13 protein-coding genes are annotated in these 12,678 nt (G+C 59.2%); 5 read left to right on the top strand and 8 right to left on the bottom strand.

Features of this window, described 5'->3' with window-relative positions:
• Positions 1–16 precede the first annotated feature (16 nt).
• From yidC to G3256_RS03145, 5 genes are all read left to right on the top strand, one after another.
• The gene (gene yidC / locus G3256_RS03165; protein WP_169639454.1) at positions 17–1,837 is read left to right on the top strand and encodes a membrane protein insertase YidC; all 1,821 of its coding nucleotides are present in this window, start codon (positions 17–19) and stop codon (positions 1,835–1,837) included.
• Between the two features lie 85 nt (positions 1,838–1,922).
• Positions 1,923–2,573: a ribosome biogenesis GTP-binding protein YihA/YsxC gene (gene yihA, locus G3256_RS03160; RefSeq protein WP_169639453.1), complete on the top strand. Its 651-nt coding sequence runs from the start codon at positions 1,923–1,925 to the stop codon at positions 2,571–2,573.
• Positions 2,574–2,630: 57 nt separating this feature from the next.
• Entirely contained in the window at positions 2,631–3,494 is an 864-nt protein-coding gene (gene argB, locus G3256_RS03155) for an acetylglutamate kinase (protein ID WP_206040783.1), read from the top strand.
• Between the two features lie 214 nt (positions 3,495–3,708).
• Positions 3,709–4,359 carry a ferredoxin gene (locus tag G3256_RS03150; protein ID WP_169639452.1) on the top strand — a complete coding sequence of 217 codons (651 nt, stop codon included), beginning with the start codon at positions 3,709–3,711 and terminating at the stop codon, positions 4,357–4,359.
• Positions 4,360–4,362: 3 nt separating this feature from the next.
• A complete protein-coding gene (locus tag G3256_RS03145; RefSeq protein WP_169639451.1) occupies positions 4,363–4,860 on the top strand; it encodes a SixA phosphatase family protein in 498 nt (165 codons plus the stop codon).
• A 340-nt stretch (positions 4,861–5,200) separates the two neighbouring features.
• Here the strand turns inward: G3256_RS03145 and G3256_RS03140 are convergent, their stop codons facing one another.
• From G3256_RS03140 to crcB, 8 genes are all read right to left on the bottom strand, one after another.
• Positions 5,201–5,968 carry an amino acid ABC transporter ATP-binding protein gene (locus G3256_RS03140; protein WP_169639450.1) on the bottom strand — a complete coding sequence of 256 codons (768 nt, stop codon included), beginning with the start codon at positions 5,966–5,968 and terminating at the stop codon, positions 5,201–5,203.
• 15 nt (positions 5,969–5,983) lie between these two features.
• Positions 5,984–7,282 (bottom strand): amino acid ABC transporter permease, encoded by a 1,299-nt coding sequence (locus tag G3256_RS03135; protein ID WP_169639449.1) that lies wholly within the window; start codon positions 7,280–7,282, stop codon positions 5,984–5,986.
• A gap of 5 nt (positions 7,283–7,287) precedes the next feature.
• On the bottom strand, positions 7,288–8,502 hold the full coding sequence (locus G3256_RS03130; protein ID WP_169639448.1) for an amino acid ABC transporter permease: 1,215 nt from the start codon (positions 8,500–8,502) through the stop codon (positions 7,288–7,290).
• Between the two features lie 135 nt (positions 8,503–8,637).
• Positions 8,638–9,654, bottom strand: a complete 1,017-nt coding sequence (locus tag G3256_RS03125; RefSeq protein ID WP_169639447.1) for an amino acid ABC transporter substrate-binding protein — start codon at positions 9,652–9,654, stop codon at positions 8,638–8,640.
• A 201-nt stretch (positions 9,655–9,855) separates the two neighbouring features.
• On the bottom strand, positions 9,856–10,563 hold the full coding sequence (locus G3256_RS03120) for an ATP12 family chaperone protein (RefSeq protein WP_169639446.1): 708 nt from the start codon (positions 10,561–10,563) through the stop codon (positions 9,856–9,858).
• Complete coding sequence (locus G3256_RS03115; protein WP_169639445.1) at positions 10,560–11,243, bottom strand: HAD-IA family hydrolase; 684 nt, start codon at positions 11,241–11,243, stop codon at positions 10,560–10,562. The genes G3256_RS03120 and G3256_RS03115 overlap by 4 nt, the downstream gene beginning before the upstream one ends.
• Positions 11,243–12,283 carry an RluA family pseudouridine synthase gene (locus tag G3256_RS03110; protein ID WP_169639444.1) on the bottom strand — a complete coding sequence of 347 codons (1,041 nt, stop codon included), beginning with the start codon at positions 12,281–12,283 and terminating at the stop codon, positions 11,243–11,245. The genes G3256_RS03115 and G3256_RS03110 overlap by 1 nt, the downstream gene beginning before the upstream one ends.
• Positions 12,280–12,663 carry a fluoride efflux transporter CrcB gene (crcB, locus tag G3256_RS03105; protein ID WP_169639443.1) on the bottom strand — a complete coding sequence of 128 codons (384 nt, stop codon included), beginning with the start codon at positions 12,661–12,663 and terminating at the stop codon, positions 12,280–12,282. Before crcB ends, G3256_RS03110 begins: the two co-directional genes overlap by 4 nt.
• Positions 12,664–12,678: the final 15 nt, after the last annotated feature.

Here is a 12,678-nt window from a genome sequence, read left to right as displayed (position 1 = left end):
TCAGGTGGCAGTCCCTATGGACGATCAGAACAAGAACCTCATTCTGGCAACAGCGCTCAGTTTCCTTGTGATTCTGGTATGGTTCGTTCTGTTTCCTCCTCCCGAGCCGCCTGCCCCGGTTGATCCGGAAACCGCCGGCACGCTGACGCCTGAAACATCCACAGCGACAGTGCCCTCGGCCCCCGCCGGTACAAACCAGGCCGTGCCCGCCGATCCGGTTACCCGTGAAGAAACCCTGAGCGAAGCACCGCGTGTGCCCGTCGAAACTGACCGGCTTAGCGGGTCAATTTCTCTGCTGGGCGGCCGCATTGATGATCTGTCGCTGAAAGACTATCGCGAAACCCAGGACGAAGATGCAAAAATTGTCACAATGCTTTCACCGGTTGGCGGTGCAAATGCCTATTATGCCCTGTATGGATGGGCTGCCGGGTCGGGCGTTGATCCCGCCGCTGTGCCCGGGCCGAACACGCTCTGGGATCTTTCCGGTGGCGATACACTCTCTGTCGGAGCACCCGTTACACTCACGTGGGACAACGGCGCGGGCCTGACATTTACACGCACTGTCGAAATTGACGAAGACTACATGTTTACCATTACTCAGGCCGTTGCAAATACCGGCGACAGCCCGGTAAACATGGCTCCCTACGGCATTCTGGCCCGCCACGGAGAGCCCGCAGACCTGATGAATTTCTTCATTCTGCACGAAGGCGCAGTCGCCATGGCCGACGGTGAACTGGCGGAAATCGACTGGTCCGATATGCCGGACTTTGAGTATTCCGAGCGCGAGGGCGCGCGTGCTGAAGTCGTTCAGGTTCAGCAGAACGGCTGGATCGGCTTCACCGACCATTTCTGGATGTCCACCCTCATTCCCGCGCCCGGTAGTGCGTTTAAGTCCGTTGCAAAATACGATGAGCGTCGCGACATCTATCAGACCGAGGTCGTCCTGCCCGTACAGACCGTAGCACCCGGTACCACAGTCTCCTCGACAAGCGAGCTGTTTGCCGGTGCCAAGGAATGGGAAACTATCCGTAACTACCAGACGGCCGGTGTTGACCGCTTTATCGACAGCATCGACTGGGGCTGGTTCTTCTTTCTGACCAAACCGATCTTCTGGCTCCTGCACTATCTCAACCAGATAATCGGCAATATGGGCTGGGCGATTATCGGTCTGACGCTCATCATCAAAGCCGTTTTATTCCCGCTGGCGTATAAGTCATACGTCTCCATGGCCAAGATGAAAGAGCTTCAGCCGCAGATGGAAAAGCTCAAGGAAGAGGCCGGCGACGACCGTCAGAAAATGCAGCAGGGCATGATGGAGCTCTACAAGAAGGAAAAGGTAAACCCTGCCGCCGGGTGTCTCCCGATCCTTCTGCAGATTCCGATCTTTTTCTCGCTCTACAAGGTAATTTTCGTCACCATCGAACTGCGTCATGCACCCTTTTTCGGGCCCTTCCGGGATCTCAGCGCACCGGACCCGACATCGCTCCTTAACCTGTTCGGGCTGTTGCCGATCGAGGGGCCGGAGACAGGCTCAATCATGGCGCTGGTCTTCATTGGTATCCTGCCGCTTCTGCTCGGCATTTCCATGTGGATGCAGCAGAAACTGAACCCTGCGCCCACCGATCCAACGCAACAGATGATCTTTGCATGGATGCCCTGGGTGTTCATGTTCATGCTTGGCGGTTTTGCCAGCGGACTTGTTGTGTACTGGATTGCCAACAACACAATTACGTTCACGCAGCAGTATATCATTATGCGGAGCCAGGGTTATAAACCGGACGTCTTCGGTAATATCAAAACAAGTTTCCAGCGAAAGTCCAAGTCGGACGCCGAATGACCGGGGTAACGGATCTGAAATGGCGCCCCGGCGGGGCGACGGGGTGTGACACGATCGCGCTCTTACATCTGGTCGTGGTGAAGTGATGGCCCTGCCCTTTCCCATCGCCGACGAGCCCGATCCGCAAACCGCAGAGAGCGGCAGGCTGCTCTTTGCCGGCGACACGGAGTTCGTTAAGGGCGTGGTCGCCATGTCCGGCCTGCCCGCCCCTGACCGGCTTGAAGTTTGCTTTGCCGGGCGCTCGAACGTCGGTAAATCCTCTCTGATAAATGCACTGACCGGCCGCAAAGGTCTCGCGCGCGCCTCCAACACCCCGGGACGCACGCAGGAGATTAATTTCTTTACAGCAGGAGAGGCGCATTATCTGGTGGATCTGCCGGGTTATGGCTTTGCCCACGCGCCTGTTGCGGTCGTCGAAAAATGGCAGCGTCTGCTGCGCCAGTATCTCTCCGGGCGTCAGACCCTGCGCCGCGCCTTCGTGCTGATTGACGCCCGCCACGGCGTTAAATCGGTCGATGACGAAATCCTCAGCCTGCTCGACAGTGCTGCGGTCACCTTTCAGGTGGTGCTGACCAAGGCGGATAAGGTCAAGGAAAAAGAACGCGCGAAAGTCCTCGATCAGGTACGCTCAGCCCTTGCAAAACACCCTGCGGCGTTTCCGGAAATTGTCGTGACGTCCAGTGAAAAAGGCTGGGGCATTCCCACACTGCGCGCCATAATCGCTACGCTGGAGTAGCCCGGACTTGCACAGCGGACGGGCCGCCTTCATAACCAACGGACAGACGGGCCAGAGATGAAGACGCAAGACATGAACCGCGACTGGATCGCCACCGCCAGCACCCTTAACAAGGCCCTGCCCTATCTGCAGCGCTATTCAGACGCCACTGTGGTCATCAAACTCGGCGGTCACGCCATGGGCAGCGACGACGCCATGGACGAGTTTGCCCGCGATGTCGTGCTGATGCGTCAGGTCGGTGTAAACCCGGTCGTTGTGCATGGCGGCGGGCCGATGATCAACGCGATGCTCGAAAGACTTCAGATCCGGTCGGAGTTTGTGAACGGCAAGCGGGTGACGGATGCCGCCACAATGGACGTGGTCGAGATGGTCCTGAGCGGGCTCGTTAACAAGCGCATTGTTCAGGCGATCAACGGCCAGGGCGGTCGCGCTGTGGGACTGTCAGGCAAAGACGGCAAACTTATCACCTGCAGTCAGACGAACCCTGATCTGGGGTTTGTCGGCACGCCGGATAAGATCAACCCGCGCCTGCTGCGCGACCTGACTGAAAAAGAGTATATCCCCGTGATTGCGCCCCTCGGGGCGGGCCGGAACGGTGAAACGTTCAACATCAACGGCGACACGGCCGCCGGTGCAATAGCTGCGGCACTCAAAGCCGACCGTCTGCTGCTGCTCACCGATGTTGCGGGTGTGAAGAATGCCGACGGGCAGGTCGTGACCGAACTCAGCGCCACTCAGATACGCGACATGACCGCCGAAGGCATCATCGCCGGCGGAATGATCCCCAAAACGGAAACGGCGCTCGATGCGCTCGAAGGTGGTGTGCGCGCGGCGGTTATCCTCGACGGACGTGCACCCAATGCCTGCCTGCTGGAGCTTTTCACCGAACACGGCGCAGGCTCGATCATTCGCGCTGACTGACGCTTGCTGGTCCCGTCGCAGCGGGTGTCCCGGCTTGTACTGCGCGCGCCTGCGGCTAGGGTAATACCATGCGAACCGCGATCTTTATCCGTGCTGAACCGTCCACAGGAAGAGCCTGTCTTCGCACCCGTCCGAATCAATCCACGCGCCCGACGCAGCCATGTGACCGGACCGGACGGCTGCTGCACCTGCCGCTGATGTTTCCTGTATCGGCATGACATACAACGCTCTCTGCGAAGCCGCGGAAGCGCGCCATCTGACAGTTCTGGGCGGGTTTCACCCGGAAGAAAGCGACGGCGCCCCGGAAAACTGCAAAACGCTGTTGCTTCTGGGCCCCTCAGCCCCCGGTTTCTGGCCCGCCTTCAAAGGGTCTGCCGAAGCGCAGGACGGCGCCCCGGACCCGATGGACAGGTGGTCAGAACGGGTTATTGGTGACTGGGCGGCTGAGGCTGGCGCGACGGCCCTGTACCCCTTTGGCGGCCCGCCCTGGCAGCCGTTTTTCTCATGGGCTCTGCGGACAGGGCGCATACATGCCTCCCCCGTAATGTTGCTGGTGCACGATACCGCGGGTCTGCTGGTGTCCTTTCGCGGGGCCCTGGCGCTGCCACAGCACATTGACCTGCCCCCGGCACCGCCACCTCCGTGCGAAAGCTGCCCTGACCAACCCTGCCAGGCCGCCTGTCCGGTAAATGCCTTTGACGGCACCGGGTATAATGTGGAAGCCTGCAAAGGCTTTCTGAATGAAGTATCCGGGGCTGCGTGCGTGTCCGGTGGCTGTCTCGTGCGCCGGGCCTGCCCTGTATCGGCGCGTTATCCACGGGCAGCGGATCATTCCGCCTATCACATGACAATATTCCGGGGGTAATACATGCGCCGCCTGATCCTGATGCGACACGCAAAATCCGACTGGAACCACCCCGGCCTCGGTGATCACGAACGCCCGCTGAACAGACGCGGAACAGCTGCGGCAAAGGCTCTGGGCGACTGGTTGCGGGACAACGGGTATATTCCGGAGGAGGTTCTGTGTTCATCCGCCGAACGCACCGGTCAGACGTTACTCGGGCTTGCGCTTGATGGGGGCACACCGGTGAAATTTTCACGCGCTCTCTATCTTGCCGAGGCCGGTGATATGCTGAACGTACTGCGGCAGGCCACTGGAAATGTTGTACTCATGATCGGCCATAATCCGGGGATCTGCGAGATGGCCCACCGGCTCGTCGGGGATCCACCCGAGCATATCCGTTTTGAGGATTACCCGACCGGTGCCACGCTCGTAGTTGATTTCGACACTGACTGGCCCGATGTCACCACCGGAGACGTCACGGCTTTCGTGATCCCGCGCGAACTGAAGGACGGTTCGGCTTAAACCTTTTCGTTAATTGCAAATCTCAGGTCTGCGGCCGCATCCCGCAGGCGTGCAATGCACTATACGCATCCGATCCGTACCAGCCCTCCACGACAGCCACATACTGAAAGCGGCCGTGAACGTTTGATCGGCTGTTCCGCGTAGAGTTCCCGCGACCTTCGCGCGAAAGAGCGGCACGCCGCCATCAGCGATGATCCCGGGCACCGCCTGTTCAGCATTGGCGATCATCTACTCGATATCGCAGCCGGTGATCAGAGCCGTCAGTATCGCGCTCATATTCTGCCTCCGACGTGAAAATGGCGCCACCGGCGACGGTGACGCCTGTCAGATTGACGCCTTCTCAGTGACCGAGAATCTGGCTCAGGAAGAGCTGCGTCCGCGGGCTCTGCGGATTGTTAAAGAACGCCTCTGGCTCATTCTGCTCCACGATCTGCCCTGCATCCATAAAGATCACGCGGTTGGCGACCTGCCGGGCAAAGCCCATCTCATGGGTCACGCAGAGCATGGTCATACCTTCTTCCGCAAGTTCGATCATGGTATCAAGCACCTCTTTGATCATCTCCGGATCAAGTGCCGATGTGGGTTCGTCAAAGAGCATGATCCGCGGCTTCATGCAGAGCGATCGGGCGATAGCAACACGCTGCTGCTGACCACCGGAAAGCTGGCCCGGATACTTGTTGGCCTGATCGGGGATTTTCACCTTCTCAAGGAAATGCATCGCCGTCTGCTCAGCTTCCTTCTTGGGTGTTTTGCGGACCCAGATCGGCGCAAGGGTGCAGTTTTCCAGAATCGTCAGATGCGGAAAGAGGTTGAAGTGTTGAAAGCACATGCCGACCTCGGAGCGGATCTTGTCGATGTTTTTGAGGTCAGACGACAGCAGCGTCCCGTCAACTTCGATCGTCCCCTGCTGGTGCTCTTCCAGCGCGTTGATACACCGGATCAGCGTCGATTTACCCGAGCCCGAAGGCCCGCAGATAACGATCCGCTCGCCGCGGTGTACGGTCAGGTCAATGTCACGCAGGACGTGGAACGCGCCATACCACTTGTTCATCTTGTTGATGGTGATCGCGATCTCGTCGGAGACCTGCATCTGTGTCGCTTCAGCCATTGTTCAGGCCTCCTTTTAATGATGGTCAGTCGCGAGGCGACGTTCGAGCCATTGTGAGTATTGCGAGATGCCGTAGCAGACGACAAAGAACAGCAGCGCGGCAAAGCCCAGCAGTTCCCAGTAAACGCCGTTCCATTCGGTGGATGCGAGGATGGGGCCCCGGATCATGCCGACCAGATCGAACATCGAAATGACCGAGACGAGCGTGGTATCTTTAAAAAGTCCCACGGCCACGTTCACGATGCCAGGAATGGAAATTTTCAGCGCCTGCGGCAGGATGATCAGCCGCGTGGCCTGGGCATAGTCGAGCCCGAGGCTGTCGGCGCCTTCATACTGTCCTTTGGGCAGAGCGGCGAGACCACCCCGGATCACCTCGGCGATATAGGCCGCCGAGAACATCGTGATCATGATCACAACCCGCAGAAAGAGGTCCACGGTGGATTCAGGCGGGAAGAAGTAGCTTAGCATCACCGAGGCCACAAAAAGCAGCGTGATGAGCGGTACGCCCCGGATGAACTCGATGAAGATGACACAGATCCACTTGATCAGCGGCATGCTCGACTGCCGCCCGAGCGCCAGGGCAATCCCGATCGGGATCGACAGCGACACACAGGTCACGCCGAGCATCATGTTGAGCATGAACCCCCCCAGATCGCGGCTTGGCACGGCACCCAGCATAGCGTTATCAGATGCCCCTTCCGGGATCAGATAACCGCCAAGGAACCAAACCAGGAAGGCTGCGAAAATACCGCCGAAGAAGCCCGCCGCAAAGCTCTGGGTCACAAAACGCTGATAAATGAACACGCCCGCAGCCACGCCGGCAAGGGCGAGGATCGGTGTGAGGATTGTGCCCCCCCAGATCAGCCAGAAGGCAATGAAGGGATAGACAGCCGTAAAGGCGAGCAGCTTGCGCGGCAGGTCAAAAAAGAGCACCGGCGCTGCCGCGAAAAAGAACAGCACAAGCGCAAGCGTGGGACGCCAGTAGAATTCCGACGGATACTTGAAGCCGAAAATCAGCTGATTCCAGCGTTCTGTCAGCACCGAAAAACAGGCCCCGACCGTGCCGTCCAGCACTTCACGACATTCAGCAAGACTCGAGGTTGTCCAGATTCCGTTGAGGATCCAAGGCATGGTCGAAGACAACAGCAACCAGATGAAATAGAGCGCAACCAGTGTCAGCGCACCGTTTGCAGGTGTCGCAAACAAGTTCTCGCGCATCCATTTGACCGGGCCGGATGCCGCATAGGGCGGTGGCGCCGGGGGGATCTCTGTGCCGCGTACGAAGGCAACGGTCTGAGCATGTGTATCTGACATAGGTCTCAGCGCTCCTTCAGCGTAACGGTGTTGTTGTAGACGTTCATGATCGCCGAGATCGACAGGGAGATCGTGAGATAAAAGAGCATCAGCAGCAGAACGCATTCGATCGCGCGTCCTGTCTGGTTCAGAGTAATCCCGCCCAGCGTGCCGGTGATGTCCATGTAACCCACCGCAATCGCCAGCGAGGAGTTTTTGGTGATGTTGAGATACTGAGAAATCAGCGGCGGAATAATCACGCGCAGCGCCTGGGGCAGAATCACAAGGTTCATGATCCGGCCGGGCCGCAGACCCAGTGCGCCGGCAGCTTCCGTCTGGCCTTTACTGACCGCCTGGATACCCGCACGCACGTTCTCCGCGATGAAAGCACCGGTGTATATCGACAGCGCGAACCACAAAGCGATCAGCGGTGCACCCACTTTAATGCCACCCTGGAAATTGAATCCTTTCAGCGCAGGTACATCGAGGCTGATGGGCTGTCCCATGACGAAGTACACAAGGATCGACGGCACCAGGAAAATCACAAGGCTCGGCCATCCCATCGGCAGCAGACGTCCGGTTGAATAGAGCAGATTTGTTGCATACCGGCGGTACGCGACCACACCGATGACCGATGCGATAAATGTGGCGACAACGACCCCGGAGCCTGGTCCCCAGACCGGCGCCGGCAGATAAATACCGCGGTTGGTAAAGGCAAAGAGATCGAACAGCATTGAGCTGGTCGGGGTATCGCCCCGGAAGGCATTCGGTGGCGGCAGCACAGCCGTCATCACCGTGTAAATAATGATGATCCAGATCAGGACGGGGATATTACGGAAAATCTCCACGTAGACCGCCATCAGCTTGGAGACCAGCCAGTTGTTAGACAACCGCAGAACACCGGCAAGCACGCCAAAAATCGTCGCCGTGATACACCCAAGAACGGCCACGAGAAGCGTGTTCAGAATACCGATGATCGCGGCACGCCCATGCGTGTCCTGATTGTCGTACTCGATCAGCCTCTGGTCGATGTCATATCCCGCCGGCGTGCCCAGAAAATCGTAAGAGATGTTCAGGCCTGCAGCCCTGAGGTTGTTCAGCAGGTTATTTCCCAGATAAGCGAACGCCACGATCAGGACAGCAAGAGCGATGGCCTGAAACGTATAGGAACGATAACGCGTATCGTTCAGCAGCATCGACAAGCGGAACGAACCCGCTGGTGGGTCGGTCAATGACGTCATTTAGAGTGTTCCCCGTGGTTCCGGCCTCTGGTTTTGTCCGAGCGCTTGATGCGCTTCTGGTTGGCCGGGTTTTAAGTCTGGTCGTCATAAGTGCGAAGGGCGCAGGAGTTAACCTGCGCCCTTGCATTTTCGTTCTTAGCGGAACGGAGGCGAGTAGATCAGGCCACCGTTCGTCCACTGTGCGTTCAGTCCGCGCGCAAGGCCGATGGGTGTTTCCTCACCGATATTCTTAGCGAAGATCTCACCGAAGTTGCCCTGGGTCGCGATCGCACGCATTGCCCAGTCTGCGTCAAGGCCGATCATCTCACCCAGAGTACCCTCGGTACCGAGCAGACGCGCCACTTCGGGGTTACCCGAACCGGAGGCCATTTCGCTGACGTTTGCCGATGTCACACCCAGTTCTTCAGCTGTGATCAGTGCGTTCAGGGTCCAGCGGACCACGTCACCCCATTCGTCGTCGCCATGACGTACAAGCGGGCCAAGCGGCTCTTTGGAGATGATCTCGGGCAGCAGCGCGTGATCGCCGGGTGCTTCGAATGTCGCACGTGTCGCGGCCAGACCGGAAGCGTCCGTGGTGTAAACGTCACAGGCACCGGCAAGGTACTGCTGCTGGCCTTCGGCGTTCGTTTCGATCGGAACCGGCTCATAGCTGATGTTGTTCGCGCGGAAATAGTCCGCGAGGTTCAGCTCTGTTGTGGTTCCTGTCTGAACGCAGACGGTCGCACCATCGAGCTCTTTCGCCGAAGATACGCCAAGCGCTTTGGGAACAAGGAAGCCCTGACCGTCATAGTAGTTCACACCAACAAATGTGAACTTCAGGTCCACATCGCGGCTGAATGTCCATGTGGTGTTCCGTGCCAGCATGTCGATTTCACCCGACGCGAGCGCGGTGAAACGCGTTTTGCCGGTTGTCGGTACGAATTCGACCGCTGTCGGATCACCCAGCACAGCTGCGGCAACGGCGCGGCAGATGGCGACGTCAAAGCCGTTCCATTCGCCGTTTGCATCCGGGGCCGCAAAGCCGACGAGACCTGTGGTCACACCACAGTTCAGCGTGCCGCGTGCTTTTACATCATCCAGTGTACCTGCAGCAGCAGCACCTGCCGCCATGCCGGCGACCGTGAGTGCGCCGAGAAATACAGATTTTTTCATTTTTACCTCTTCCTGATTGTCCACCCGGTTTCCTTAGGGTGGTTCGACCGGCTTTTTCGCCGGTGGCGATACTGAAGGCTCTCCCCTTCAAGTGGCGATCATTCTGGGCGGATTCCGCTTCTAAGGTCAAGGGCAGGCCGCCTAAAAAGCCGCCACCGGAAACCACAAATGCGTCATTCCTGAGCAATTTTCCCGGTCAGATCACTGAGACAGTGCAAACACACGTTTCGCATGAAGAAATGCAGCTTTCTTCACCTCGGCAGCTGCCTCGGCGTCATCGTCCCGTCCCCACTCTTCGGCCTGCCAGATTTCATCGAGACGCGAGATGTCCCATATCTGCGGTGCGGGCTTCACGTCTTCTGCTGCCGCGAACCCGAGAATCAGCGATCCTGAGAGGCTGACAAGGTCGTGAAATGCTGCCAGTTCGAAGTTTCCGAGCGCGTGAACCCGCACAGACAAAGCGGCCAGGGCCGCCGGGTCCTGTGCGATGTGCATGACACCGGTACGCGGCCTGAGACGGGCGCCAAGTGCTGTCTCCGCCCAGTCCAGCAACGGATCCCATTGTTCGGACTGGCGCGCAATCAGACTGTCGGGCCGGTCAGCACGGTAACACAGCAGATCGGCATCGCCGTAAGCCGCGAGCATGTCCGCGACCTCCCGATGCTGCACCGCCACCTTGTCAAGCGCTGCATTGGCCGTTCGCGTGAAGGGCATCTTCAGGGGGTCGATTTTTTCTTCCTGCGCATCCCATTCTGCGGCGATGGCGTCGGCAAATTCCCTTGTGGGCGCAATAAGAGACCGTTTCGCAGGCGTTTTCACAGGCCGGGTATCGAGACGGATGCCAAAACCTGCGTCTTCGGGCACCACATGCACCTCAGTCCAGAACCGTTTCGCTTTCCATTCGCTCACGACGCGCGCTCCCACATCCCGGCAAGGGCATCCGGCAGGGATACAAAATCATCAAGGATCCGGTGCGCGGCCTGCAGATGCGCTACCGGATGATATCCCCAGCTGACACCCAGCGCGCCGACCCCGGCCGCCCGGGCCATATCCATATCAAAACTGGTATCTCCGATCATCACCGTCTCCGCCGGCGTGGTGCCCGCCTCCCCCATCGCCTGATAAATCATCGACGGGTGCGGCTTTGACGGGTGAAAATCTGCCACCTGACGCGTCACAAAAAACCGTTCCAGATCATGCGCCTCCACGAGCTTGTCCAGCCCGCGTTTCGACTTGCCCGTCGCGAGGCCCAGCAGCAGCCCGGGCTGCGAATGCAATTCCTGCAGCACCTCCATTGCGCCGGGATAAAGCGGTGACGACTGCGCAGCACCGGTGCGCGCGCGCAATTCAATATAGGCGTCTTTATACCCCTGAACGAGTGCCGCCACCCCCTGCGCATCCGCCTCCGGCACAAGCCGGCTCATCGCGACGTCCAGCGAAAGACCGACGATGCCAAGAATGTCGCTCCGCGCCGGCACGGGCAGGTTCTGTGCCATAAAACTATGGCTCATGGCACCAAGGATATCGCCCTGGCTGTCCACCAGCGTGCCGTCCACATCAAAGATCACCAGCCTTGTCCGTTCGGCCATCAGAGCGCCTCAAACGGGTCTTCTGCGGCCAGATCCTCGGTCCAGCCGAAAGTGTCCCAGCTCAGCGCCATATGCTCAGGCATAGGGGCTGTCACTGTGATGTCTTTGCGTGTCTCCGGGTGCTCAAAGCGCATCATCCGCGCATGCAGGTGCAGCTTTTTGGAGATGATACCGCCCAGTTGCGCGCCCCATCCATCGCCGAGGTTTTCCTGACCGGATCCGCCGTATTTGCCATCGCCCACAATGGGATGCCCGATCTCAGCCATATGCGCACGCAGTTGATGGGTGCGACCGGTCACCGGCTCCATCGCCACCCAGGCCGCGCGTGAGCCGACCCGGTAGAGAGTGGCATAAAGCGTATGGGCGCGTTTGGCGCCCGGAGTGTCATCCATGTCGCGCGGGTGCACGGCGATCATCTTTTCACCCTCGCCACCACGGCCCCGGCCCGCCGCTTTGACCAGCCCGAACCGGATCTCACCGAGATAGGGCGTGGGCACGCCGGCTACCAGCGCCCAGTAAATCTTGCGCGTTTCCTTATGCCGCATTGCTGCTGTCAGTGCTTTTGCTGCCTGTCGCGTCCGCGCGAGCAGCAGCACACCGGATGTGTCTTTGTCCAGACGGTGCACGAGCCTCGGTTTATCCTCATAGCCGAACTTGAGCGCTTCGGAGAGGCCGTCAACATGCCGCGTCTGACCGGAACCGCCCTGGGTCGGCAATCCGGCAGGTTTGTTGATCGCAATGACATGATCGTCTTTCCAGATCACGCAATCGCGGATCATCTTTGCGTCTGCATCCGACACACGCGTGCGGGCGTCAGGCGGCGGTGCCGCACTGTCGGGCAGCGGCGGAATACGCACTTCCTGACCGGCTTCCAGCCGCGTGGCACCCTTCACCCGGCCACCATCCACGCGGATCTCGCCCTTTCGGCACATCTTTTCGATGCGGCCCTGGGGAATATGCGGAAAATGCTGCCGGAACCAGCGGTCCAGCCGCTGATCCGCGTCGTCTTCCTTCACCACCCTTGTCTGAACCCGGCTCACAGCAAAATCCCCCGCATCACCCAGAGTCCGGCCATCAGCCCGGCCACCGACAAAATGACCGAAGCCATCACATAAAGCCCCGCCTGCCCCACTTCGCCGCGTTCGATCAGCGTCACCGTCTCCAGCGAAAACGCCGAAAAGGTCGTGAAGCCACCCAGCAGCCCGGTCATGACAAAGGGGCTGAGATGCGTGAGCCCGCGCTGTGCGGCCAGCACAACGAAGGTCCCCATCAGAAACGACCCGATGATATTGGCGCCAATGATTGCCACCGGGAAATCCGTCGCACCGCCCGTCGCCCGGTACACCCAGACGCCCCAGAGCCAGCGCAGCGAGGCCCCCAGCGCACCTCCGGCCGCAACAAAGATCAGTGTTTTCATCATCCGCGGTCTCTCACG

Source organism: Roseobacter ponti (genome assembly GCF_012932215.1).
Taxonomy (GTDB): Bacteria; Pseudomonadota; Alphaproteobacteria; order Rhodobacterales; family Rhodobacteraceae; genus Roseobacter; species Roseobacter ponti.
The sequence above is the reverse complement of the archived record's forward strand: the minus strand, read 5'-3'. Positions and strand labels throughout refer to the sequence as shown.

Bases quoted from the DNA above. Each gene is read 5' to 3' on its own strand.
- argB (WP_206040783.1), top strand. From the start codon at position 2,631: ATGAAGACGCAAGACATGAACCGCGACTGGATCGCCACCGCCAGCACC.
- yihA (WP_169639453.1), top strand. From the start codon at position 1,923: ATGGCCCTGCCCTTTCCCATCGCCGACGAGCCCGATCCGCAAACCGCA.
- crcB (WP_169639443.1), bottom strand. From the start codon at position 12,663: ATGATGAAAACACTGATCTTTGTTGCGGCCGGAGGTGCGCTGGGGGCC.
- G3256_RS03130 (WP_169639448.1), bottom strand. From the start codon at position 8,502: ATGACGTCATTGACCGACCCACCAGCGGGTTCGTTCCGCTTGTCGATG.
- G3256_RS03115 (WP_169639445.1), bottom strand. From the start codon at position 11,243: ATGGCCGAACGGACAAGGCTGGTGATCTTTGATGTGGACGGCACGCTG.
- G3256_RS03135 (WP_169639449.1), bottom strand. From the start codon at position 7,282: ATGTCAGATACACATGCTCAGACCGTTGCCTTCGTACGCGGCACAGAG.
- G3256_RS03145 (WP_169639451.1), top strand. From the start codon at position 4,363: ATGCGCCGCCTGATCCTGATGCGACACGCAAAATCCGACTGGAACCAC.
- G3256_RS03140 (WP_169639450.1), bottom strand. From the start codon at position 5,968: ATGGCTGAAGCGACACAGATGCAGGTCTCCGACGAGATCGCGATCACC.
- G3256_RS03150 (WP_169639452.1), top strand. From the start codon at position 3,709: ATGACATACAACGCTCTCTGCGAAGCCGCGGAAGCGCGCCATCTGACA.
- G3256_RS03125 (WP_169639447.1), bottom strand. From the start codon at position 9,654: ATGAAAAAATCTGTATTTCTCGGCGCACTCACGGTCGCCGGCATGGCG.
- yidC (WP_169639454.1), top strand. From the start codon at position 17: ATGGACGATCAGAACAAGAACCTCATTCTGGCAACAGCGCTCAGTTTC.